17 protein-coding genes are annotated in these 22,405 nt (G+C 43.1%); 14 read left to right on the top strand and 3 right to left on the bottom strand.

Annotated elements, in window-relative coordinates; genetic code table 11:
* The first annotated feature begins 41 nt into the window (after positions 1-41).
* The 11 genes from mraY (at position 42) to DIU38_RS20580 (ending at position 14,534) form a co-directional block, all read left to right on the top strand.
* The gene (gene mraY / locus DIU38_RS20630) at positions 42-1,283 is read left to right on the top strand and encodes a phospho-N-acetylmuramoyl-pentapeptide-transferase (protein WP_090531268.1); all 1,242 of its coding nucleotides are present in this window, start codon (positions 42-44) and stop codon (positions 1,281-1,283) included.
* Positions 1,284-1,377: 94 nt separating this feature from the next.
* Positions 1,378-2,772, top strand: a complete 1,395-nt coding sequence (gene murD, locus DIU38_RS20625; RefSeq protein ID WP_112654073.1) for a UDP-N-acetylmuramoyl-L-alanine--D-glutamate ligase — start codon at positions 1,378-1,380, stop codon at positions 2,770-2,772.
* 94 nt (positions 2,773-2,866) lie between these two features.
* The gene (locus DIU38_RS20620) at positions 2,867-4,051 is read left to right on the top strand and encodes an FtsW/RodA/SpoVE family cell cycle protein (protein WP_112654074.1); all 1,185 of its coding nucleotides are present in this window, start codon (positions 2,867-2,869) and stop codon (positions 4,049-4,051) included.
* An 84-nt stretch (positions 4,052-4,135) separates the two neighbouring features.
* Positions 4,136-5,281: an undecaprenyldiphospho-muramoylpentapeptide beta-N-acetylglucosaminyltransferase gene (gene murG / locus DIU38_RS20615; protein ID WP_149354136.1), complete on the top strand. Its 1,146-nt coding sequence runs from the start codon at positions 4,136-4,138 to the stop codon at positions 5,279-5,281.
* Between the two features lie 55 nt (positions 5,282-5,336).
* Complete coding sequence (murC, locus tag DIU38_RS20610) at positions 5,337-6,695, top strand: UDP-N-acetylmuramate--L-alanine ligase (protein ID WP_112654076.1); 1,359 nt, start codon at positions 5,337-5,339, stop codon at positions 6,693-6,695.
* Positions 6,688-7,551: a cell division protein FtsQ/DivIB gene (locus DIU38_RS20605; protein WP_176844556.1), complete on the top strand. Its 864-nt coding sequence runs from the start codon at positions 6,688-6,690 to the stop codon at positions 7,549-7,551. The genes murC and DIU38_RS20605 overlap by 8 nt, the downstream gene beginning before the upstream one ends.
* A gap of 1 nt (position 7,552) precedes the next feature.
* Positions 7,553-8,896: a cell division protein FtsA gene (gene ftsA, locus DIU38_RS20600; RefSeq protein ID WP_090529889.1), complete on the top strand. Its 1,344-nt coding sequence runs from the start codon at positions 7,553-7,555 to the stop codon at positions 8,894-8,896.
* A gap of 130 nt (positions 8,897-9,026) precedes the next feature.
* On the top strand, positions 9,027-10,634 hold the full coding sequence (ftsZ, locus tag DIU38_RS20595) for a cell division protein FtsZ (protein ID WP_112654077.1): 1,608 nt from the start codon (positions 9,027-9,029) through the stop codon (positions 10,632-10,634).
* Positions 10,635-11,079: 445 nt separating this feature from the next.
* A complete protein-coding gene (locus DIU38_RS20590) occupies positions 11,080-12,324 on the top strand; it encodes an aminotransferase class I/II-fold pyridoxal phosphate-dependent enzyme (RefSeq protein ID WP_112654078.1) in 1,245 nt (414 codons plus the stop codon).
* Between the two features lie 279 nt (positions 12,325-12,603).
* Positions 12,604-14,040 (top strand): glycoside hydrolase family 125 protein, encoded by a 1,437-nt coding sequence (locus DIU38_RS20585; protein ID WP_112654108.1) that lies wholly within the window; start codon positions 12,604-12,606, stop codon positions 14,038-14,040.
* Positions 14,041-14,354: 314 nt separating this feature from the next.
* Entirely contained in the window at positions 14,355-14,534 is a 180-nt protein-coding gene (locus DIU38_RS20580; protein WP_090529881.1) for a histone H1, read from the top strand.
* Between the two features lie 215 nt (positions 14,535-14,749).
* Here DIU38_RS20580 and dapA read toward each other — a convergent pair whose 3' ends face one another.
* Both dapA and DIU38_RS20570 read right to left on the bottom strand, forming a co-directional pair.
* Positions 14,750-15,646, bottom strand: coding sequence for a 4-hydroxy-tetrahydrodipicolinate synthase (gene dapA, locus DIU38_RS20575; protein WP_112654079.1), 897 nt, complete (start codon positions 15,644-15,646; stop codon positions 14,750-14,752).
* Positions 15,647-16,140: 494 nt separating this feature from the next.
* Positions 16,141-17,979 (bottom strand): UbiD family decarboxylase, encoded by a 1,839-nt coding sequence (locus tag DIU38_RS20570; protein WP_112654080.1) that lies wholly within the window; start codon positions 17,977-17,979, stop codon positions 16,141-16,143.
* Positions 17,980-18,149: 170 nt separating this feature from the next.
* Between DIU38_RS20570 and DIU38_RS20565 the strand changes: the two genes are divergently transcribed.
* From DIU38_RS20565 to DIU38_RS20555, 3 genes are all read left to right on the top strand, one after another.
* Positions 18,150-18,986: a sulfite exporter TauE/SafE family protein gene (locus DIU38_RS20565; RefSeq protein WP_112654081.1), complete on the top strand. Its 837-nt coding sequence runs from the start codon at positions 18,150-18,152 to the stop codon at positions 18,984-18,986.
* 113 nt (positions 18,987-19,099) lie between these two features.
* Entirely contained in the window at positions 19,100-19,480 is a 381-nt protein-coding gene (locus DIU38_RS20560) for a DUF1634 domain-containing protein (RefSeq protein ID WP_112654082.1), read from the top strand.
* A gap of 43 nt (positions 19,481-19,523) precedes the next feature.
* Entirely contained in the window at positions 19,524-19,751 is a 228-nt protein-coding gene (locus tag DIU38_RS20555; protein ID WP_112654083.1) for a KTSC domain-containing protein, read from the top strand.
* On the opposite strand, the gene DIU38_RS20550 is transcribed toward DIU38_RS20555, so the two are convergent.
* Positions 19,748-22,192, bottom strand: a complete 2,445-nt coding sequence (locus DIU38_RS20550) for an outer membrane beta-barrel family protein (RefSeq protein WP_112654084.1) — start codon at positions 22,190-22,192, stop codon at positions 19,748-19,750. The genes DIU38_RS20555 and DIU38_RS20550 overlap by 4 nt on opposite strands.
* Positions 22,193-22,405: the final 213 nt, after the last annotated feature.

The raw sequence follows: 22,405 nt of genomic DNA, 5'->3' as shown, positions 1-22,405 counted from the left end.
GGATAGATTAAGAAGATACTATATAGTAAAAGAGAAGAGCAATGTTGTATTACCTGTTTAACTATTTAAGTAAAAATTACAGTATCCCCGGGGTAGGTGTATTTCAATACATCACGTTCAGGATGGCGATGGCTGTAATTACTTCATTGCTGATCACTACTGTTTATGGCAGGCGGCTAATAGATTATCTACGCTTTAAACAGGTGGGCGAAACCGTAAGGAATTTGGGTTTGGAAGGCCAGATGCAAAAATCAGGTACGCCAACTATGGGTGGTATCATCATTTTGCTGGGTATTTTAATACCAACGCTGCTGTTTGCCAAGCTGGAGAATGTGTATGTGATCCTGATGATCATTACTACCGTTTGGCTGGGTGCTATCGGTTTTCTGGATGATTACATTAAAGTATTTAAAAAGAACAAAGAGGGCTTAGCGGGCAGGTTTAAGATCATTGGTCAGGTGGGTTTATCACTGATTGTTGGGTGGACAATGTATTTTAACAGCAATATCATCATCCGCCAGGAAGTTGTGCTTCCGGTGAAAGACGATGCTCCTGTTGAGTTTCACATGAAGCGCAATACTCCTGTTTACACTCAGGACGTACACTCTACCAAAACAACAATGCCATTCTACAAAAACAATGAGTTTGATTACGGCAAAGTGCTGAAGTTTTTGGGTAAAGGTTATGAGCAATATGCGTTGGTGGTGTTCCTGTTTTTTGTGATCATCATCATTACGTTCATATCAAACGGTGCCAATATTACCGACGGGATTGATGGTCTGGCGACGGGCACATCTGCCATTATAGGTATTACGCTGGCTATACTGGCCTATGTATCGGGTAACACGGTTATTGCCGATTACCTGAACATCATGTACATTCCTAATTCGGGTGAGCTGGTAATTTTCGCCGGTGCCTTTGTCGGGGCTTGCGTAGGCTTTTTGTGGTACAACTCGTACCCGGCACAGGTGTTTATGGGTGATACTGGTAGTTTGGCTATAGGTGGTATCATCGCGGTATTTGCCATCATGATCCGTAAGGAACTGATGCTGCCATTACTGTGTGGTATTTTCCTGGTAGAGAATTTTTCGGTGATTATCCAGGTTTCATGGTTTAAATACACCAAAAAGAAATTCGGCGAAGGCAGGCGCGTGTTTTTAATGGCGCCGCTGCATCACCATTACCAGAAAAAGGGTTTCCATGAAGCAAAGATTGTTACTCGCTTCTGGATCATCTGTATTATACTGGCGATAGTGACGGTGATAACGCTGAAACTTCGTTAAGAAAAGAAGCAAGAAGTCAAGAGTAAGGAGACAAGAAAGAAAATGAGTCGGTGAAATCATCAAACAATCGGTGAAATCCCAAAAGAAAATAAAAATGAACGACAACAATAACAAAGAGACCAATCAAAAGCACCCTGTTCAAGGGGGGGGCGGGACTCGCCTTGTGGTGTTGGGCGCGGGTGAGAGCGGTGTTGGTGCTGCATTTCTTGCGCAGCAGCGGGGCTTTGATGTTTTTGTGTCGGATTTTGGCGGCATTGCCGATAACTATAAAAAGCAACTCGAAGATTGGAATATTCCTTTTGAAGAGAAACAGCATACAGATGAACTGATCCTGAATGCGGTAGAAGTGATCAAAAGCCCCGGTATTCCGGATAAGGCCCCGATCATTAAAAAACTGCATGAAAATGGGACACCTGTAATATCGGAGATTGAGTTTGCCGGGAGGTACACTGATGCAAAGATCATTGGTATAACAGGTTCAAACGGTAAAACGACCACCACCAGCTTAACCTACCACGTTTTAAAAGATGCGGGAATGAATGTTGGGTTGGCGGGCAACATCGGCAAAAGCTTTGCCTACCAGGTTGCTACCGAAAAGTTTGACTGGTATGTGCTGGAGCTAAGCAGTTTTATGCTTGATGATATGTTCAGGTTTAAAGTTGACATAGCGGTACTACTAAACATCACACCTGATCATTTGGACAGGTATGATTATAAACTGGAAAATTATGCGGCATCCAAATTCAGGATAACGCAGAACCAGACTGCAGCAGATTATTTTATTTATTGTGCCGATGACCCGGAAACAATAAAGGGAATGAAAGAGCGAACGTTCGGGGCACAGCTGTTGCCGTTTTCCATACAGCAAAAATTTGAACCGGGCGCATACCTGGATAACAACGACAATATTGTCATTAACACAACACAAGAACATTTTACAATGTCAATTCAAGATCTGGCCCTGCAAGGCAAACACAACATTTACAACTCCATGGCATCGGGTATTGTAGCAAAAGTGTTGGAGCTACGCAACGAAACGATGAGGGAGAGCATGGGCAACTTTAAAAGCATTGAGCACCGCCTGGAGTTTGTTGCCAATATATCGGGCATTCGCTTCATCAACGATTCAAAAGCTACCAATGTTAACTCAACCTGGTACGCCCTGGAAAGTATGACCAGCGATGTAGTGTTGATTTTAGGTGGTGTTGACAAAGGAAATGATTACAGTATGCTTAATGATTTGGTTAAGCAAAAGGTAAAAGCTATTGTGTGTTTAGGCAAGGACAACAAACGCATCCACGAAGCCTTTGATGATATGGTTGAAATTATAGTAAACACATCGTCGGCCCAGGAAGCAGCAACTGTAGCTTATCACCTGGCAACCAAAGGCGATACGGTTTTACTGTCACCGGCTTGCGCCAGCTTCGATCTGTTTAAAAACTACGAAGACCGCGGCAGGCAGTTTAAGGACGCTGTGAAGGAATTATAAATGTCAAGATTTCGGATGTGCAGATTGCAAATGAGTAAGTAACACAAAATATAGGATCAGGTTAATCCCAAAATCCTAAAAATCAAGGTTCAGAATGCATAGGATATTAAACAATACAAAAGGAGATCGCTGGATATGGCTTATAGTCATACTGCTTTCTGTTATATCCTTGTTGGCGGTATACAGCTCGGTTGGTACGCTGGCATTTAAGCAGGGTAAGGGAGTCGAGATCATCCTCATGAAACACGTGTTCATGATAGTAGGAGGGATTGCGCTGATGTATTTTTCGCACAAGCTGGATTACCGCTATTATGCTGGTATCTCTAAGGTAATGATGATCGTTACCATTCCGCTGTTGCTATATACATTGGTTTTTGGTAGTCATATTAATAACGCAAGCCGCTGGATAGCTATCCCGGGAACAGGGTTAAGCTTTCAGACTTCGGATTTGGCCAAGCTGGCATTGATCACTTACCTGGCCCGTACATTATCGCGCAAGCAGGAAAACATTAAGAATGTTAAAGAATCTTTTTTGCCTATCATGGGCTCGGTTTGCGTGGTTTTTATCCTGATTGCATTAGCTAACCTTTCAACAGCGTTAATGTTATTTGGGGTTAGCATATTACTGTTAATCATCGGCCGGATCAGTATCAGGCAAATAGCTATTACCTGTGCTGCAGGTTTTATATTGTTGCTGGGCGTAATATTCTTAGGGCCGAGGAGGCATACTTACGTATCCCGTATGAAGGTATTTATGCACCCCGAACTGGCAAAGGCCGATAAATCTTTCCAAAGCGATCACGCAAAAATTGCCATCGCAACAGGCGGGTTATTTGGCAAAGGCCCAGGGAACAGCACAGAAAGAAACTACCTGCCCGAGTCATACTCTGATGAGATCTACGCCATTATAGTTGAGGAGTATGGTTTGGTAGGAGGTATAATCGTAGTGGGGATCTATGTATTCCTGTTGTATCGATGTATCAAGATCATCACCAAAGCGCCAAAAGCCTTTGGGGCATTGCTGGCGTGTGGTTTAAGTTTTAGTTTAACCATACAGGCTTTTGCCAATATGGCTGTAGCTGTAGGCTTAGGGCCGGTAACCGGTGTGCCGCTGCCGTTGGTAAGTATGGGTGGTACTTCGATATTGTTTACAAGCATTGCCTTCGGTATTATACTATCGGTAAGTAAAGATATTGAAGAACCTAAAAAGGATAAGGCTATTAAAGAAGATAATACAGGGCCTAATAAGATCATAGTGGGAGAGATCAGGACGGCGTAAAGCTTCGCCCCTAACCCCCTAAAGGGGGAATGATTGATAAGGTTATATAAAAGTTAACAAGAAGTGACAGATAAAAGCAAGGATATGAAAGATGCAACTCAAAAGCACCCCTTCAGGGGCGGGGGGGCGTCGCCGCGTATCATCATAAGCGGTGGCGGAACAGGAGGACATATCTTCCCGGCTATCTCTATTGCCAATGCTTTAAAAAATATTGATCCCAATACCGAAATCCTGTTTGTGGGCGCTAACGGCCGCATGGAAATGGATAAGGTTCCGGCGGCGGGTTATAAGATCATCGGGTTGGACATCCAGGGGATTCAGCGTGGTTCGATAGTTAAAAACCTGATGTTCCCTGTTAAGCTCGCCAATAGCGTACGGAAGGCTATCAAGATCATAAAAGATTTTAAGCCAGACGCCGCAGTAGGTGTTGGCGGCTATGCTTCAGGCCCATTGCTGTATGCCGCATCGTTAAAAGGGATACCGTACCTCATACAGGAACAAAACTCGTATGCAGGTATTACCAATAAATGGTTAGGCAAGCATGCCAAAAAAATCTGCGTGGCCTTTGATGGTATGGAGAAGTTTTTTCCTGCCGATAAGATCATCAAAACCGGTAATCCTATCCGTAAGGATGCGGTAAACATTGCCGGCAAGCACATGCAGGCTTTGGAGTTGTACCATCTTTCGGCCTTTAAAAAAACGATACTGATAACCGGCGGTAGCCTTGGGGCACGTACGCTGAACAACAGTATCATGAACGGTATAGATAAGCTGCTGGCTGCCGATGTACAGGTGATATGGCAAACCGGAAAGTTTTACTATAAAAGTATCATCGAAAAGCTGGGCGAAAATTATCACCCCGATTTGCAGATCAGGGAGTTTTTAACCCGGATGGATTTGGCTTATGCCGCGGCTGATATCATTATATCAAGGGCTGGGGCCGGTACTATTGCCGAGCTGTGTGCCATTAAAAAACCGGTGATCCTGGTGCCTTCGCCAAATGTGGCCGAAGATCATCAAACTAAAAACGCTTTGGCCCTGGTGCATGAAAACGCAGCTGTTTTTGTGGCCGACCGTGATGCCGAAGCAAAACTGGTTGACAGGGCGCTTGAATTACTGGAAGACCGCGATCTGCAAAAGAAATTGAGCAATAACATTGGTAAAATGGCCATGCCAAATGCCGATGAAGTTATAGCAAAGGAACTTATCCAAATAATAAGTAACAATTAGAATGATGGTCCTCCTCTTCCAAAGGGAGGAGGGCCTTTTTTAAACAAATTTAAAAATGGAACTGCACGACATAAAAAGAGTTTATCTCATAGGCATAGGCGGCATCGGTATGAGCGGCCTGGCACGCTATTTCCATCATTTGGGTTGTATTGTTTGCGGATATGATAAAACGTCGACTGATTTAACCAACCAGTTGCACAATGAGGGGATCCAGGTTGTTTTTGAAGATCATGCGGATTACATTCCCATGAGCTTCCAGAAACCATGCAGCGACACGCTTATTATTTATACGCCTGCTGTACCAAAGGATTCGCACATATTAAATTATTTTAAAAATCAGGGCTTTGAGTTGTTCAAGCGCTCGCAGGTTTTAGGCTTGATCAGCAAGAGTTCATTTACTATTGCTGTGGCCGGTACACATGGCAAAACTACCACCTCAACCATGGTAGCGCACTTGCTTAAAGCATCGGGTAATGATTGCTCTGCATTTTTGGGTGGTATTTCATCAAATTACCAAACCAATGTGCTGTATGGCAAAAACAACGTAATGGTGGTTGAGGCCGATGAGTATGATCGCTCGTTCCTTACCCTGTATCCGGATGTTGCTATCATCACCTCAATGGATGCCGATCATCTGGATATCTATGGTGATCATGCGCATCTAACCGAATCGTTTAAGTTGTTCGCTTCGCAGATAAAACCGGGTGGTACGCTGGTGCACAAAAATGGTTTGCCTTTGGATGGTGGTTACACCTATGCTTTCGAAGATGAAACTGCTGATGCACATGCTTCAAACGTGAGGATCATTGACGGCGATTTCTATTTCGATTATAACAGCGCCGCGGTAAATATCACGGATATAAAAATGGGCATAGCCGGCACCCACAATGTGGAGAACGCCGTAGCTGCCATTGAAGCGGTACTGAAACTGGATATATCACCGGAAAACATTAAAGCAGCATTAGCATCTTTCAGAGGGGTTAAACGCAGGTTTGAATACATAGTTAAAACGCCAGAGCATATCTACATTGATGATTATGCGCATCATCCCGAAGAATTGAGGGCTTGTATATCATCAATAAAAAGATTATACCCGGCTAAGAAATTAACGGCCATTTTTCAGCCTCATTTATTTACCCGCACCCGCGATTTTGCCGATGGCTTTGCCGAAGTGCTTGGCATGGTTGATGAACTGATATTACTGGAAATTTATCCTGCACGTGAATTGCCGATAGAAGGTGTTGACTCGCAGATGCTGCTTAACCGTATGCATTTGCAAAATAAAAGGATATTGAGTAAAGAGGCTGCCGTTGCTGCTGTAGCTGCCGAAAAGCCCGAACTATTGTTAACGGTAGGCGCCGGTGATATTGATACCCTGGTGCAGCCATTAAAACAAGTATTAAGTAATGAATAAAAAACTCATTTGGAAGCGCCTGTTGATAGGTTGTGCCTGGGTAATAAGCCTGGGTGGCCTTGTGGTGCTCATGAGTTTTATTGAAGCAAAAAAAGCGGGTGTAAAGTGTACCGCGGTAAACGTGAGCATCCCCGGCGGGCAATATTTTATTGACAAGCAGGAGGTTGATCATATTATTGAAGTTACCAGTCACTCATTGGTAGGCAGGCCTATCGAAAATATCAATATCCAGGAACTGGAGGATAAATTGAAAGCGAACCCGTTTATTGAGTTTGCTAAAGTTTATACCGAAATGGACGGTGTACTGAGGGTTGAAGTAAGCCAGCGCCAGCCGATATTGCGCATCATGAACCATTATGATATGGATTTTTATGTAGATCAAAACGGCTTAAAGATTCCGCTATCATCAAACTTTACCGCGAGAGTATTGGTAGCTAATGGTTTTATCGAAGAGCTGTTTACCAACCGGGTTGATTCGTTACATACGCGCCTGGCTAAAGATTTGTTTAAAACGGCTGATTATATCCGTAAGGATTCGCTTTGGGATGCACAGATAGCGCAGATGTATGTAAACAACGAGCGTGAGATTGAGCTGATTCCGAGGGTAGGTAACCAAAGGATCCTGATCGGCAACGCGGATTCGCTTAACGTAAAGTTGAACAACCTGCAGGCTTTTTACAAGCAGGTGCTGCCAAAGGTGGGCTGGGATACTTATAAAGTGATCAATGTAAAATATACCAACCAGGTTATTGGTATAAAAAATGAAAATATAAAAGCAGATTCAATTAAGGCAGCTAAAACTGCCAAACAGGATTCGCTTAGGACGAAAAGGGATACATCTCAAATTAAATTGTAATATGGACAAAAGCTCAACTCAGGAAAAAAGTTCGCCAATTGTAGTAGGATTGGATATCGGGACTACCAAGATATGTGCCATTGTTGGGCGCAGGAGCAAGAATGGGAAGATTGAGGTTTTAGGGATTGGCAAGGCCGAATCTGCGGGTGTGACGCGCGGCGTGGTTTCAAATATAGATAAAACAGTACAAGGCATTCATCAGGCGGTGGAGGTGGCGGGCTCGCAATCAAATGTAGAAATCAGGGTAGTGAACGTGGGTATTGCCGGTCAGCACATTAAAAGTTTACAGCACCGTGGTTTAATAACCCGTCGCGATCTGCAATCAGAGATCGGTCGTAAGGATATTGATAAGCTGATAGAGGATATGTATAACCTGGTGATGCCTCCGGGCGAGGAGATCATCCACGTATTACCGCAGGAGTTTACTGTGGATAATGAGCCCGGTATTAAAGATCCGATAGGTATGGCTGGCGTTCGGCTTGAGGCTAACTTCCATATCATATCTGGTCAGGTTACGGCCATTAAAAACATTGTAAAATGTGTTAACAAGGCCAGCCTGGAGAGCCAGGAACTGATCCTTGAGCCGCTGGCATCTTCAGAATCTGTTTTGAGCGAAGAGGAAAAAGAAGCCGGCGTGGTTTTGGTTGATATCGGTGGCGGTACTACCGACGTAGCTATTTTCCATGAAGGTATCATTCGCCATACAGCCGTTATCCCTTTCGGCGGCAATAGTGTAACTGAGGATATCCGCGAAGGCTGTTCAGTAATGCGCAACATTGCCGAGCAACTGAAAGTAAGGTTTGGATCTGCCCTGGCCGATGAGAACAAGGAAAATGAGATTGTATGTGTGCCAGGTTTGCGTGGCCGTGAGCCAAAAGAAATTTCGGTGAAAAACCTGGCTTATGTAATTCAAGCCCGTATGGAAGAGATCGTGGAGCATGTTTACTACGAGATCAAATCATCAGGCTACGAGAAAAAGCTGATTGCTGGTATCGTGATAACAGGCGGCGGTGCCCAGTTGAAACACTTGCGTCAACTGGTTGAGTTTGTAACCGGTTTGGATTGCCGTGTAGGTTATCCCACCGAGCACCTGGCTAAAAACGAGGTATTGCCAAAAGGAACATACGAAGAATTGCAAAGCCCAACTTTTGCTACCGGTATTGGTTTGTTAATAAAAGGTATCCAGAAAATGGAATACATGAATGAAGCGATCCCTGCCGAAGTGAAAACGGCTAAGCCAAAATACGATGCGAAAAGTAAAGAGGGGGGCTTGTTAGACAGGCTGCTGAAAAAAAGCATCACATTTATTAAGGATGACATTAAGGATGAGGACTTTCTGAAATAATATTTATTCACAAGGGTTAAACTTATTCACATTACTCACAAATGTGGATAAACCTTGTTGAAAAAGTGTTATTATTACGATGGTAAAATCTAATGTTGGGTTGAATTACATATAGCTGAAAACGAAGATTATGCATTTTGAAATGTTAAAAGAAAAATCGTCAATCATCAAGGTAATTGGTGTTGGCGGTGGTGGTGGTAACGCGGTAAACCATATGTACAGGCAAGGAATTACCGGTGTTGATTTTATAATATGCAACACTGATGCCCAGGCATTGGAGCTGAGCCCTATACCTAACAAGGTGCAATTGGGTGCCAGTTTAACCGAGGGCATGGGTGCAGGCTCAATACCCGAAGTTGGTAAAAATTCGGCTATTGAAAATATCGACGATATTAAACAGATGTTGGGCGTTAATACCAAAATGCTGTTCATTACAGCTGGTATGGGCGGTGGCACTGGTACAGGCGCAAGCCCTATCATTGCCAAGGCAGCGCGCGAAATGGATATATTGACGGTGGGTATCATAACCACACCTTTCTCTTTTGAAGGTAAACGCCGTAAAATGCAGGCGGACGCTGGTTTGGAAGAACTGCGCAAGTATGTCGATTCGTTCCTGGTGATCTCGAACGACAGGCTTCGCCAGATCTTCGGTAACCTTACCATGAGCTCTGCATTTGCACAGGCTGATAATATATTGACTACGGCTGCTAAAGGTATTGCCGAGATCATCACCTTACCGGGTTATATAAACGTCGACTTTAAAGATGTGCGCACGGTGATGAAGGACAGCGGTGTATCTATCATGGGCAGCTTTAGCGCCGATGGGGAAAACCGTGCCCTTAAAGCTGTTGAAGGCGCGTTGGCATCGCCGTTGTTGAAAGATAACGAGATTGAAGGTGCAAGGTATATATTGCTGAACATCAGCTCGGGCCTTAAAGAGGTTACCATGGATGAGATCAGCGTAATTACTGATTATATCCAGGAAGAAGCAGGATTAGCTGCCGACCTGATCTGGGGTAACTGTATCGACGAAAATCTGGGCGAGCAATTATCAGTAACTATCATTGCTACCGGTTTCCAAACTAAAGATGAGCGCGAAAAGGAAAACAGCAACAAGAAAATAGTTTCTATGCTGGTTCCCGAAGAGCCTCAGCAGGTAAGGCCGGTTAACGAATTTATTAAACCAGTTAAGGTTGATGCTCCTGCCGAGCCATATGCTAAAGCACCTAAAGAAGATGCAAAGCAAGCTGGGTTGTTTGATATGTTTGCCGGCAGCCGTCAGGAAGAGCCCGCCGTTGTAAGACATAGCTTAATGAATGAAGAGCCGGAGGCAGATAACGAACCAGATACTGCTGGTTTCACTTTTAAAATGAGTGAGCCAGTGAGCTATGAGCAGCCTGTAAGGGAACAGTCACGTATGCCCGAGCCTGAACCAGAGCCAACTCCTGCACCGCAACCTGTTGGGGCTGATGATAACAAAACCAACGAATCTATAGAAGAGCAGTTAAAAAAATCGCGCGAGCGTATTATGAGACTGAAAGACCTGAGCATGAAACTGCGTACAGGTAATATCCAGGAATTGGAAAATGTACCGGCTTACAAACGTAAAGAGATAGCATTGCAGGATACGCCTGCATCTGACGAAAGCCAGATCTCACGTTTTTCCCTGATGCAGGATAGCGAAGGTAACGTAGAGATAAGGAATAACAATTCATACCTGCACGGAAACGCGGACTAAGAGAGTCAGGATTTTTAGAGTCAAGAGGCAAGAAAGAATAAAAACCACAATAATTGAATGGGAGGTCAACAAAAGAATTAAATCTGAAAGTTGATCTCCCTTTTTGTTATTATAGTAAATAAAAAATGTTATTTAGATAGAGCAAGGGGTGGCAGAGGGCGTTGGGGCGAAAGAGAAATCTTGTATGCTATGCAGTGGCGCGTTGTATGTAGTAATTGCAGGGCATATAAGATTTCTCCTCACCTGATCACACAGGCCATCACTCTTTTCGTCGAAATGACAGCCGTTTTATATTTAGGCCAAAGAATATTTCTTTTCTTGATTCTTACCTCTTGGTTTCTTGTTTCTCTTCCGTAGGTTATAAGCTATTCTAAAAAGTTATAGCTATTGTTTAAAGGTGTTTTAACGGCTATATTTGCAACTAAAATTATAAAAACAATTCATTTTGGATTTATTTGATAAAATAACAAAAAGCTTGGGTGGGCCGATAGGGCAGCATCAAAAGTGGTCGCATGGTTATTTTTCTTTTCCTAAACTGGAAGGCGAAATAGGTCCTCACATGCAGTTTAAGGGAAAAGAGCATTTGGTTTGGAGCCTGAACAATTATTTGGGCTTAGCTAATCATCCTGAAGTAAGGCAAGCCGACGCGCAAGCTGCTGCTGATTACGGTATGGCTTACCCGATGGGCGCAAGAATGATGTCGGGAAACTCAATTCACCACGAAGAGCTGGAGAACAACCTGGCTGCCTTTGTTGGCAAGCAATCGGCCTTTTTGCTAAATTACGGTTACCAGGGAATGGTATCTATAATTGATGCACTGGTTGACCGGAATGACGTTATTGTTTACGATGCCGAATCGCACGCCTGTATCATTGATGGCGTACGTTTACATATGGGTAAACGCTTTGTTTACCAGCACAACGATATTGAAAGCTGCGAAAAACAGCTTGAACGTGCAACTCGCCTAACCGAACAAACCGGCGGCGGTATCCTGTTAATTACCGAAGGTGTTTTTGGTATGTCGGGTGCGCAAGGCAAACTTAAAGCAGTTGCCGATCTTAAAAAGAAATTTAACTTCCGTTTACTGGTTGATGATGCACACGGTTTTGGTACCATGGGTAAAACCGGTGCGGGTACGCATGAAGAGCAGCATTGTATGGACGAGGTGGATGTGTACTTTGCCACCTTTGCCAAATCAATGGCGGGTATTGGCGCTTTTGTAGCTGCCGATCAGGATATTATCCACTACCTACGCTACAACATGCGTTCGCAAACTTTTGCCAAGGCGTTGCCAATGCCTATGGTATTAGGTTTGAAAAAACGTTTTGAAATGTTAAAGACTCAACCAGAACTTCGCGAGAAATTATGGTTGATTGCAAATACCTTGCAAGCAGGTTTAAAAGAACGTGGCTTTGATCTGGGTGCTTCAAACACTATGGTTACCCCGGTATTTCTAAAGGGTGATCTTTTTGAGGCAACAGCCTTAACCCGAGACTTGCGCGAGAATTATGGTATCTTTTGCTCGATAGTAGTGTACCCGGTTATCCCTAAAGGCTTAATTGTACTAAGGCTGATCCCAACAGCGGCTCATAGTTTGCAGGATGTACAACGTACCCTTGATGCTTACAGCGCTATCGGTGAAAAATTAAAGGCCGGTTATTACAAAGAAAATAAATTAGAGATTGCTTAAACGCATTTGATAATACTTAGAAGCCTCGGAGAGATCCGAGGCTTTTTTGTTTTTTTGCATTTGATGTAGAGGCATCACATGCATCTCCAGTTTGAAATGCCGCTATGGTGAATAAATGGGGAGGAGCTTTTGCCCTTTGGGCAGACGTATGTGATGCGTCTCTACGTTGAAGATTGCTACCCCTTAAAAATCCTTGATAAAACGTTTCTAAATTATTTTAGCAAGCTTTTTTGTTTAACAAAAACCCTTTTCTATTTTTACGCCTACCATATCAAAACCATGAAATTAACCAGACGACATTTTATAAAAATTAACAGCGTTGCAGCTGCCGGTATCGGTTTAGGTGTAACTCCTGTATTTGCTTCGGCTGTGGCTCCTGCCTTTGAAAGCCAGCGCCCAAAACTGGCCGACCGTAAGTTCACCAGCAAGGCTGTTGAAGCCATCATTAAAAAGGTTAAGGCCGACATCAAAGACCCTGAAGTTGCCTGGCTTTTTGAAAACTGCTATCCAAACACTTTAGATACTACCGTAAACTATTCTGAAAAAGACGGTAAGCCTGATACCTTCGTAATCACGGGCGATATCAACGCTATGTGGATGCGTGATTCATCGGCACAGGTTTGGCCGTATCTACCACTCATTAAAAATGACCCGGCATTAAAAAAATTAATCCAGGGTGTATTGAGCCGCCAGGCTAAGTGCGTGATCATTGACCCGTATGCAAATGCCTTTAACGAGGGCCCAACCGGCAGCGAATGGGACAGCGACCGCACTACCATGAAACCCGAATTGCACGAACGCAAATGGGAAATAGATTCACTTTGCTACCCTGTAAGGCTGGCTTACAATTATTGGAAAATAAGTGGCGACAGCAGCTTTTTCGACGAGAGCTGGCAAAAAACAGGTAAGATCATCCTGGCTACTTTCAAAGAACAGCAACGTAAGGATGGTAAAGGCCCATACTTTTTCCAGCGTAAAACCGAGACACAAAGTGATACCGCACCAAACAGAGGTTATGGTAACCCGATTAAACCTGTTGGTTTGATCTGCTCTATCTTCCGGCCTTCGGATGATGCTACTATTTATCCATTCCTGATCCCATCAAACTATTTCGCGGTTGCAAGCTTAAACCAAATGGCCGAAATGTACAGCACCATAGCTCATGATAGTGCTACCGCTGATGCCTGCAAAGCGTTAGCAAACGAAGTTCAGGCAGCGCTTAAGCAATACGCTGTGGGTAATCACCCGCAATTTGGCCAGGTTATTCCGTTTGAAGTTGATGGTTATGGAAATCAACTTTTCATGGATGACTCGAACGTTCCGAGTCTGTTGGCGCTGCCTTATCTTGATTCGGTAAAAGTTGACGATCCGCTGTACCAAAGTACTCGTAAATTTGTACTGAGCGATAGCAATCCCTACTATTTTAAAGGTACTGCTGCCGAAGGTATTGGTGGCCCGCACGTAGGTATTGGCTACATTTGGCCAATGGCAATCATTATGCGCGGTATTACATCAACCGATAAAGCAGAGATTGTACAGTGTATCAAATGGCTGAAAAGCACACATGCAGGCACCGGTTTCATGCACGAATCCTTTAATAAAGACGATGCAAAGGACTTTACCCGCAAATGGTTTGCCTGGGCTAACACTTTATTTGGCGAATTGATACTAAAAGTGCATCAGCACTATCCTGATATACTGCAGCAGACTTTTTAAACCCGCTGGATATATTAATACTTAATAGTATTTAAATACTGTGTTTAGGGTGTATAGATTGCCGTAAATATTATTTATAGTAATTTATGTTCTGTATTTTAATTATTAATCAAACTTATTTTAAAGTATAAGTTTGATTTGAACTTTTTAATGAAAAATAAGCAAAAGCTAATAAAGTAAAAACGGTAAAAATGTGGAAAAAAACCATTGTCAAGGCCGTATTTTTTGGCTTTAAAAGTTTTTAATTAACAAAAAACATTTTAGCTTAGCTTTAATTAAAACAATAAACCTCAAAATTTAAAAGGAGTAATTAAATGAAAAAATTTACTGAAGTAAAAGAGCTTGTAGCAGCTTTAGAGGCCGACGCCGACAAATTCTACAATAAAGGAAACAGCGCTGCCGGTACACGTGTACGTAAAGGTATGCAGGATCTAAAAAACCTGGCACAGGCAATCCGCCTTGAAGTTCAGGAGGCGAAGAATAAAGAGGCTTAGTAAGATTTTTATCATCTTATTCCAATAAAAAACCCGGTCCATGGACCGGGTTTTTTATTTTATGGAAAGCTTCGACATGTGGCTAAAAAAGCCCTCCAGGGAATATAAAAAACGTCATTGCTAGGTACGAAGCAATCGTAAACTTTACAGGGCATACCTGCTAATAGGGGATTGCTTCGTACATAGCAATGACGCTTGTAGATGATTCTTGTATTTTATGCTTTTACTGCTACCGGAGCCTGCTTTTTAAGCTCAACGGCAATAGCATCTGCAGTTTTTTCGCTTACCTGTACCAATGGTAGCCGTACTGTATCGCCGCAGATGCCTAATTGTTTTAGGGCAGTTTTAACACCTGCAGGGCTGCCTTCGGCAAACATTAATCGGGTAAACTCAATCAGGTTAAAATGTGCTTCGTGCGCGCCTTTATAATCATTATTCAGCAAAAGTCTAACCATGTCAGATAATTGACGCGGCAAAGCATTACCAATAACAGATATCGCACCAACCCCGCCTAAAGCCATCATGGGCAAAGTAACCGGATCATCGCCTGATATAAACAGGAAATCCTCGGGTTTGTCGCGCATCAACTGGTTAAACAGGTCGAAATTGCCCGATGCTTCTTTGATGCCGATTATGTTTTTAAACTCCTTTGCCAGGCGTACAGTTGTTTCGGCGCTGATGGTACTGCCTGTACGGCTTGGTACGTTATACAGGATTATAGGTAGTTTAGTATTTTGTGCTATAGCCCTGTAGTGCTGATAAATGCCCTCCTGGGTAGGTTTGTTATAATGCGGGCTTGCTGAAAGTATAGCATCATAGCCTTCTGTATCAAACGATTTTATTTGCTCAACAACTTCATGAGTATTATTACCGCCAATACCCGCCACCAGGCCAACGCGCTTATTTACCACTTCGGCTGTGAAAGCCCAAACCTGCTTTCGTTCAGCCTCGCTCAATGTGGCACTTTCGCCGGTTGTACCTAACGACACCAGGTATTCCACCCCGCCATCAATCAAATGTTCAATCAGGTTTCTCAACCCGTTGTAGTCAATTTGACCATCCGCATGAAAAGGGGTTACCATAGCTACCCCTGTTCCGTAAAATATATTCATGATTAAAATTAAAAGGATGCTAATATAGTGATTAGTGATTGTAGATTAAGAGTTTATTAGAGGTTTATTTTTTGAAAAAGTGCCTTGGTTGCGTTTAAAGTTAGATTTTGAGTAATTGAAGTATCTAATTTGAATAGATTGGAGCCTCTCTTTAAATACTCGGCTAAGGCAAAAGTTGCCGTGGGGACACGGCAACGAGGATATATGTATGTTCTTCTTTTGGCGCAAGTGTTGCGCGCTTGATTGTGCGTGGCTCACTTGTGACTTTTTAAGACAATAATATTTTCAAATCCGAAATCGAACATGCCAGATCCGAAATCAATAATGGCGTTGCCTGCGGCCCAGGCTTTCCGCTCATACTGCGCAGGCCTTAGCCACATGGCCGGTATCCGCTGCAATCCTTAACGCTGTCTGAATAAGAATTTGCAGGATTTAAGAATTAACAGAATTGGAAATCCTATAAATCCCCGAATCTGTTTAATCCCGGTTCAGACTCAAATAACCCCAAACAACGATCCGCCTTTTTCGCCCAATTTGTCCACTGTTTTTTCAACCTCAGGTACCCGCTCCAACACGGGGGCGTGATGTGGTTTTATTCGGGCATCAATAATCAGCGGACCTTTACAACCCCAGTGTTTATGCTCGGTAAAGCTGCCAACACCATAAATATCATGCGACGGGTTGCTGCGGGTAAAGGTTACCCAGACGAAATTGTTAATGGTTTGGGCGGCGAAACCGGCATCATCGCAAAGTACCATTAAGGGCAAGCCGGTAAGGTCTTCATCCTGCAGGCTGTATTCTATAATGCTGATAATATTATCTATGTCCTTGTGATTTACATGTTTGGGTACTTCAACCATGAGCACACCAGGCATGGCCATTTTGTAAGCGCTGATAGGGCGGGGGAGACTAAACCAATCGGGCAGCTCAGCCCACAGTTCACGTTTGATTTCGCCGGCAACGGTGATGGCTATTTTACTACCCGAGTTTAGGCCTTCGCCGCTGTAGTCCAGCGTATCGATAGTGGTGTTGGTGTGAAAATGCAGGTCGCGGGTAAGGTCTATCCTTTGCAGAATGTGCTTCAGGAAACCGCCAACATCGTTTACATTAAGTTTTGGGTCATCTTCCTGCGCGGCAATGAATAGGTATTTAGCAAGACTTAGCTGGCCTTTGCCCAATATGTGATTGGCGATAGTAACTATCTCCTGCGGCTTACGCTCTTTAAGATAGGGGGTATAACGCTCGCTGCCGGTAGCGAAGAGCAGTGGGTGCACACCGGCGGCATCAACAGCGTTAACTGCATGCAAGCCCGGAATTTCTTTAGGAATAGCCGAACCTGTAATTTCGTGGATCAGTGCCCCAAAACTGGTATCCTCCTGCGGTGGGCGACCAACCACAGTGAACGACCATACAGCATCTTTACGGTGATAAACGTTATGTACTTTCATCAGCGGGAACGGATGTACCAAACTGTAATAGCCCAAATGATCGCCAAAGGGACCTTCAGGTTTATTTTCATGCGGCATAACTGTGCCGGTGACCACAAAATCAGCATCAGCCGAAATACAGAAACCTTCGGCATCATAAAAATATCGGAAGCGACGGTTCCCTAATGCGCCTGCAAAAGTCATTTCTGATAAGCCCTCGGGCAGTGGCATTACGGCAGCTACCGGATGTGCCGGTGGCCCGCCTACAAAAATGCTAACTTTTAAGGGTTGCCCTTTGGCATTGGCTTTGGTTTGATGCACACCAATACCCCGGTGTATCTGGTAATGTAAACCAATTTCCTGGTTTGGGATGTAATCATTACCAGCCAGCTGAATGCGGTACATACCCAGGTTGGCATTCATAATGCCCGGTTTGTCGGCATCCTCAGTATATACCTGGGGCATGGTAACAAACGGGCCGCCATCCATAGGCCAGTTAACAATTTGCGGAATATCACTGATATGGCATTTTCCAAATTTAATTGGTGCACTTGTGCCACTTTTCATGGGTAATGCCGAAAGAGCCGTTAAGCCAACACCAGCATATTTAAAAGGATTTTTTATGGCCTTTATGGGATCGTTTTTAATATCGACCAGAACCTTGATCTTTTCGAGCGTGTCCCTGAATATGAATTTCGACCTGTCGAGCGTACCAAACAGGTTAGATACTGCGGGGAATTTACTGCCTTTTACATTCTCAAATAATATAGCGGGCCCCTCATTTTCAAATACACGTAAATGTATTGCAGCCATTTGCAGATAGGGATCAACCTGTTCTTTGATACGAACCAGGTGGCCATTTTTTTCGAGATCGGTAATGCAGGCTTGTAAACTTGAGTAACCCATAAGGCGAAATTAAGAAATTAGTTCATTGGGAGGATTCATTTCATTGTCATCAGGATATTTTCAATAGTTGTATTACAAATAATAAACTACCATTAACATAAGCAATGATTTGTCGGCTCCCTGACCTAATGATAAAATCCTTACTTTAGCCAGTAAATATCAATTACCCTATGTCGGTAACAGTACTAACACTTATTATACTTGTTGGGTCATATTTGGCGGGTTTGCTGGGCTCGTTAACCGGGTTGGGTGGCGGGGTTGTTATTATTCCGCTGCTTACTATTTTACTTGGGGTGGATATTCAGTACGCCATCGGGGCTTCGCTGATCTCGGTTATTGCTACATCATCAGGTTCTGCCGCAGCGTACGTTAAAGAAGGAATCACCAATATCAGGCTGGGGATGTTCCTGGAGATTGCCACAACGGCTGGCGCCATGGTTGGCGCACTGATAGCGGTTTATATCCCGACTAATTTTATAGCAGTTTTATTCGGAGTGATCCTGATCCTTTCGGCAGTAATGTCGCTACGGAAAAAATCGCAGCAAATCCATCAGCAAAGAAGTGTACTGGCCGAAAAGCTGAAATTAAACGGCAGTTTCCCCGGCCCGATAGGGGAAGTAACCTATTCGGTAAGGAACGTAGGCGGTGGATTTTTCATGATGCTTTTTGCAGGCGTAATATCAGGCTTGCTGGGCATAGGTTCGGGAGCGCTGAAGGTTTTGGCGATGGATGGCATTATGCGCATCCCTTTTAAGGTATCAACTACTACCAGTAACTTTATGATAGGGGTTACAGCAGCCGCAAGTGCAGTAGTTTACCTGCAACGGGGGTACATTGATCCGGGGCTTTCGATGCCGGTAGCCATAGGGGTTTTATTAGGTGCCTTAAGCGGATCAAAAATATTGGTACATACCTCTTCATCAGGATGGCTACGCGTGGTTTTTGCCGTGGTGGTTACTTTTTTGGCATCGCAAATGATATATAAAGGAATTACAGGAACTATATAGTTCACTGGTTCATTAGTTCAATCGTTCATTGGTCTTTTCTGAAGTATAGAATGACAGATTTAATGAATGCTTTTTGAACTAAGCCACCAATGAACTAATGAACAATTGAGCTAATGAACAAATTTAAAGATACCGATATGCAGGCCGTGATAGGCTGGATACTGCGCGCGGGAGTGCTGGTATCAATGAGCGTTATTTTTATTGGCGGGGTTATTTACCTGTACAGGCACGGGCAAACCCATGTTGATTACAGCAAGTTTGTTGGTGTGCCCGATTTTGTGAGTAATCCTGGTGGCATTATACGCGGTATCTTTACTTTACGCGGCCGGGCAATTATACAGGCGGGGATAATTTTGCTGATAGCTACACCGGTTATCCGGGTGTTATTTTCGGCTATTGGTTTTATTATGGAAAAGGATTACTTGTATACGGCTATTACAGTACTTGTGCTGCTTATCATTTTAACCAGTATGATAAGCGGTCACGCGGGCTGATATTTTAAAAACTTTTTTGTATTTAATATAGTATATATAATAAATGCAACGACGTACAGTACAATCATCGGCTTTAAGCAGCGTTGGCTACGATCCGGACGCCCGCATTCTTGAACTTGAATTTCGGGAAAATGGCGGTGTATGGCAGTACTTCGGTTTCCCTTTATCTGTCTATAATAAGTTTATTTGCTCCGATTCGCTTGGGCATTTTTTTGTTACCCGTATAAAAGGCAAATACCCCGAGTTAAAGGTTAGGTACGCACATCATTAATTTCCGGTGCGGCGGCGCTCATCATCATTACCCGTATTGCGTTTGTTAGCCGATTTAATGGTGCTTTTGCCAAAACGATAGGTAAAATTGAGCCTTACAATGCGCGTATCGCGTTTATTTACCTCCGAAAGATCAATGTTTTGATAACTGGCATGGTTGCGCCCCCTATCGGTATTAAATACATCGTTTAGTGCTAATTTAATAGTGGCCCGCTTATCCAATATTTGCTTGCTGATACCCGCGTTTACCGAATAGCTTGCTTTTAATTCATTGATGCCGTAAATAGTTGGGGTTTCATACCTGCCCGATATTTCACCAAGTAATGTACCGGTGATGGTGAAATTTTGTGTGCTGCCAAAAATAATGTCCTGCTTACCCCTGTCAAAATCCCCGTTTTGCGCGTACGCTTTGTAACGCACATAAATAGCATCAAGATTAAAACTGGCCGACCACCACCTGGTAAATTGCACAGGCGCATAGAATGAAGCCCCGTAAACAAAGATCTGCCCGAAGTTTTTACGGAGAGTTATGTTAACCTTAGTCGAATCATTTTGCTGATATACTGGAAAATCATAAGCATTATTAGTAACCGTATAATATAGCTCAGTTGAAAAAGTTTGATTATAAGTATGGGAAATCTGTATAGTGTTGGTGTATTCCGGCTTTAGCTGAGGGTTGCCTGCACGATAATCATACAGGTCGGTATAGTACAAAAATGGATTGATATCTTCATAAAGCGGTCTGTGAATACCACGGTTATAACCAATACCGATGATGTTTTTTTTATCGGCCTCATAGCTTATCTGTAACTGCGGAAAGAGGTTAAAATAATTATTGGTATTTATCATCGGTACCCGCTCATTTAATCCCCATGATTTGCCGGTTGCATGAGTGTTTTCGGCACGAACACCTGCGGTAATATCCCACTTACCTATTTTATTTACATAATTGATATACCCCGCGCTCACTGCTTCGGTGTAAAGGAACCTGTTGCTGAAATTGGGGTCGGCCTCATATATGTTGTTTATTTTGGGGCCAAAAATGAGATTATTATTGCTGCGGGTGTTGTTATATTTAATGCCTGTCTCCAATCGTGAGGTTTTATTTAATGGGTTAACAAAATCAACTTTTGATGTCCAGATGTGAATATCTGACGGCGAAAGGTTTTCCAACTCAAGATCATCGCGGTAAGTATTGCCCGCCGGGGTAAAAAAGCTATTGGTAATAAATTCATTAGAGTGTCGGGTGTAGGTTGAATAGTTACCATCTACCGAGATACTGCGGCCGCTTTTATCCAACACCGCGTTATAATTGATATTGTAGTTTAAATAGTTGCTGCCCCTGTCAAGGTTTGAACGGGCCCTGATTATTGAATCGAGCTGATGCCGATTGCTGATGTACAGGTCGTTGTGCTTTGTAAAATCATCACTCCTGATAATTCCGCTTACTAAAAAGCCTATAGTTTGCTTTGGGTTGATGGTATAATCGGCCCCTATTTTAAAGTTGTGGTTAGTGGTTTTTTGAATATTGTTATAATCAACATCGTAATTACTCAGGGTTTCGTTATAAGTAATATTACGGTTGGTTGTAATAGTGCGTGTGCCTTTATTATTATCGTAAGTGTAATTTCCAAAAATATTGAGTTTACTGGTGCGGTTGTTGAAAACAATGCCTGCTGTACTTTTGTAATACTTTCCATAACCCGCCATGGCAGTAACCGTACCGTTGGTGCCCAGGTTTTTACCCTTTTTTAAAATGATGTTGATGATACCTCCGCCCGATGCGTCGTATTTGGCCGACGGGCTGCTAATCATTTCAACCTGGTCGATAGTGCTGCTTTGCATACTGCGGAGCAAACTGGTAAGATCATCGCCGGTAAGGTTGGTAGGTTTGCCGTCGATGGTTATTAATGCTGCTTGTCTGCCGTTAATACTTAAAGTTTCGTTGCTGTTAACCCGTACCCCGGGTGATTGCCTCAGTATATCAAAGGCCGAATTCCCCTCGGCCAGGATGCTGTTTTGTACGCTTAATACAATTTTGCCAGGCTTTACCTCTATGTAAGGCTTCCGGGCAACTACTTTAACTTCCTGCAGTTGGTTGTTCGAGAGTTTTAAAACAATATCATTGGCAGTTATTATTTGACCAGCGTTAACCTTATATGGCCCCGTATAAACTTTTACGTATCCTATTTTACTGATAAGTATTAAATAGCTGTCGGGCTGCAGGCCGGTAAATTCAAACTGTCCGTTTTTATTTACCAGGTTTGATTTTAATATAGATGAGTCGGCAGCCGCAAGGAGAATGGCTGTAGCTGCATCGGCGGGCTGGTTGTTTTCTGTTAAAACTTTACCCTGTATTGTTGAAGGTTTTGTTTGAGCAAACGAAATACAATACATTCCTGTCAGGAATGCAAAAAAAAAGCCTGCTGTTAAAACCCTCATTAATTAGTAGATGTAGAAGTTTGCTATAGTTTAAAAAATTATAAAACGTATCGCAATATAATACAATATATATAAAACTATATGTATTGTATTGGTATTTTAACGATATAATATCAAACAATGTTGCAACATTAGTATGGATTATGCCGGGTAAAAGGGTTTACATTATTACAACTAAATATTGTTTGCCAAAACGCGCGCAATGGCATAAAT

It is taken from the genome of Mucilaginibacter metallidurans (assembly GCF_003286435.2).
In the GTDB taxonomy this organism is placed as follows: Bacteria; Bacteroidota; Bacteroidia; order Sphingobacteriales; family Sphingobacteriaceae; genus Mucilaginibacter; species Mucilaginibacter gossypii.
The sequence above is the reverse complement of the archived record's forward strand: the minus strand, read 5'-3'. Positions and strand labels throughout refer to the sequence as shown.

Bases quoted from the DNA above. Each gene is read 5' to 3' on its own strand.
- DIU38_RS20555 (WP_112654083.1), top strand. From the start codon at position 19,524: ATGCAACGACGTACAGTACAATCATCGGCTTTAAGCAGCGTTGGCTAC.
- murC (WP_112654076.1), top strand. From the start codon at position 5,337: ATGGAACTGCACGACATAAAAAGAGTTTATCTCATAGGCATAGGCGGC.
- DIU38_RS20550 (WP_112654084.1), bottom strand. From the start codon at position 22,192: ATGAGGGTTTTAACAGCAGGCTTTTTTTTTGCATTCCTGACAGGAATG.
- mraY (WP_090531268.1), top strand. From the start codon at position 42: ATGTTGTATTACCTGTTTAACTATTTAAGTAAAAATTACAGTATCCCC.
- murG (WP_149354136.1), top strand. From the start codon at position 4,136: ATGAAAGATGCAACTCAAAAGCACCCCTTCAGGGGCGGGGGGGCGTCG.
- ftsA (WP_090529889.1), top strand. From the start codon at position 7,553: ATGGACAAAAGCTCAACTCAGGAAAAAAGTTCGCCAATTGTAGTAGGA.
- DIU38_RS20560 (WP_112654082.1), top strand. From the start codon at position 19,100: ATGAACAAATTTAAAGATACCGATATGCAGGCCGTGATAGGCTGGATA.
- ftsZ (WP_112654077.1), top strand. From the start codon at position 9,027: ATGCATTTTGAAATGTTAAAAGAAAAATCGTCAATCATCAAGGTAATT.
- DIU38_RS20565 (WP_112654081.1), top strand. From the start codon at position 18,150: ATGTCGGTAACAGTACTAACACTTATTATACTTGTTGGGTCATATTTG.
- dapA (WP_112654079.1), bottom strand. From the start codon at position 15,646: ATGAATATATTTTACGGAACAGGGGTAGCTATGGTAACCCCTTTTCAT.
- DIU38_RS20570 (WP_112654080.1), bottom strand. From the start codon at position 17,979: ATGGGTTACTCAAGTTTACAAGCCTGCATTACCGATCTCGAAAAAAAT.
- murD (WP_112654073.1), top strand. From the start codon at position 1,378: ATGAACGACAACAATAACAAAGAGACCAATCAAAAGCACCCTGTTCAA.
- DIU38_RS20605 (WP_176844556.1), top strand. From the start codon at position 6,688: ATGAATAAAAAACTCATTTGGAAGCGCCTGTTGATAGGTTGTGCCTGG.
- DIU38_RS20580 (WP_090529881.1), top strand. From the start codon at position 14,355: ATGAAAAAATTTACTGAAGTAAAAGAGCTTGTAGCAGCTTTAGAGGCC.
- DIU38_RS20620 (WP_112654074.1), top strand. From the start codon at position 2,867: ATGCATAGGATATTAAACAATACAAAAGGAGATCGCTGGATATGGCTT.
- DIU38_RS20585 (WP_112654108.1), top strand. From the start codon at position 12,604: ATGAAATTAACCAGACGACATTTTATAAAAATTAACAGCGTTGCAGCT.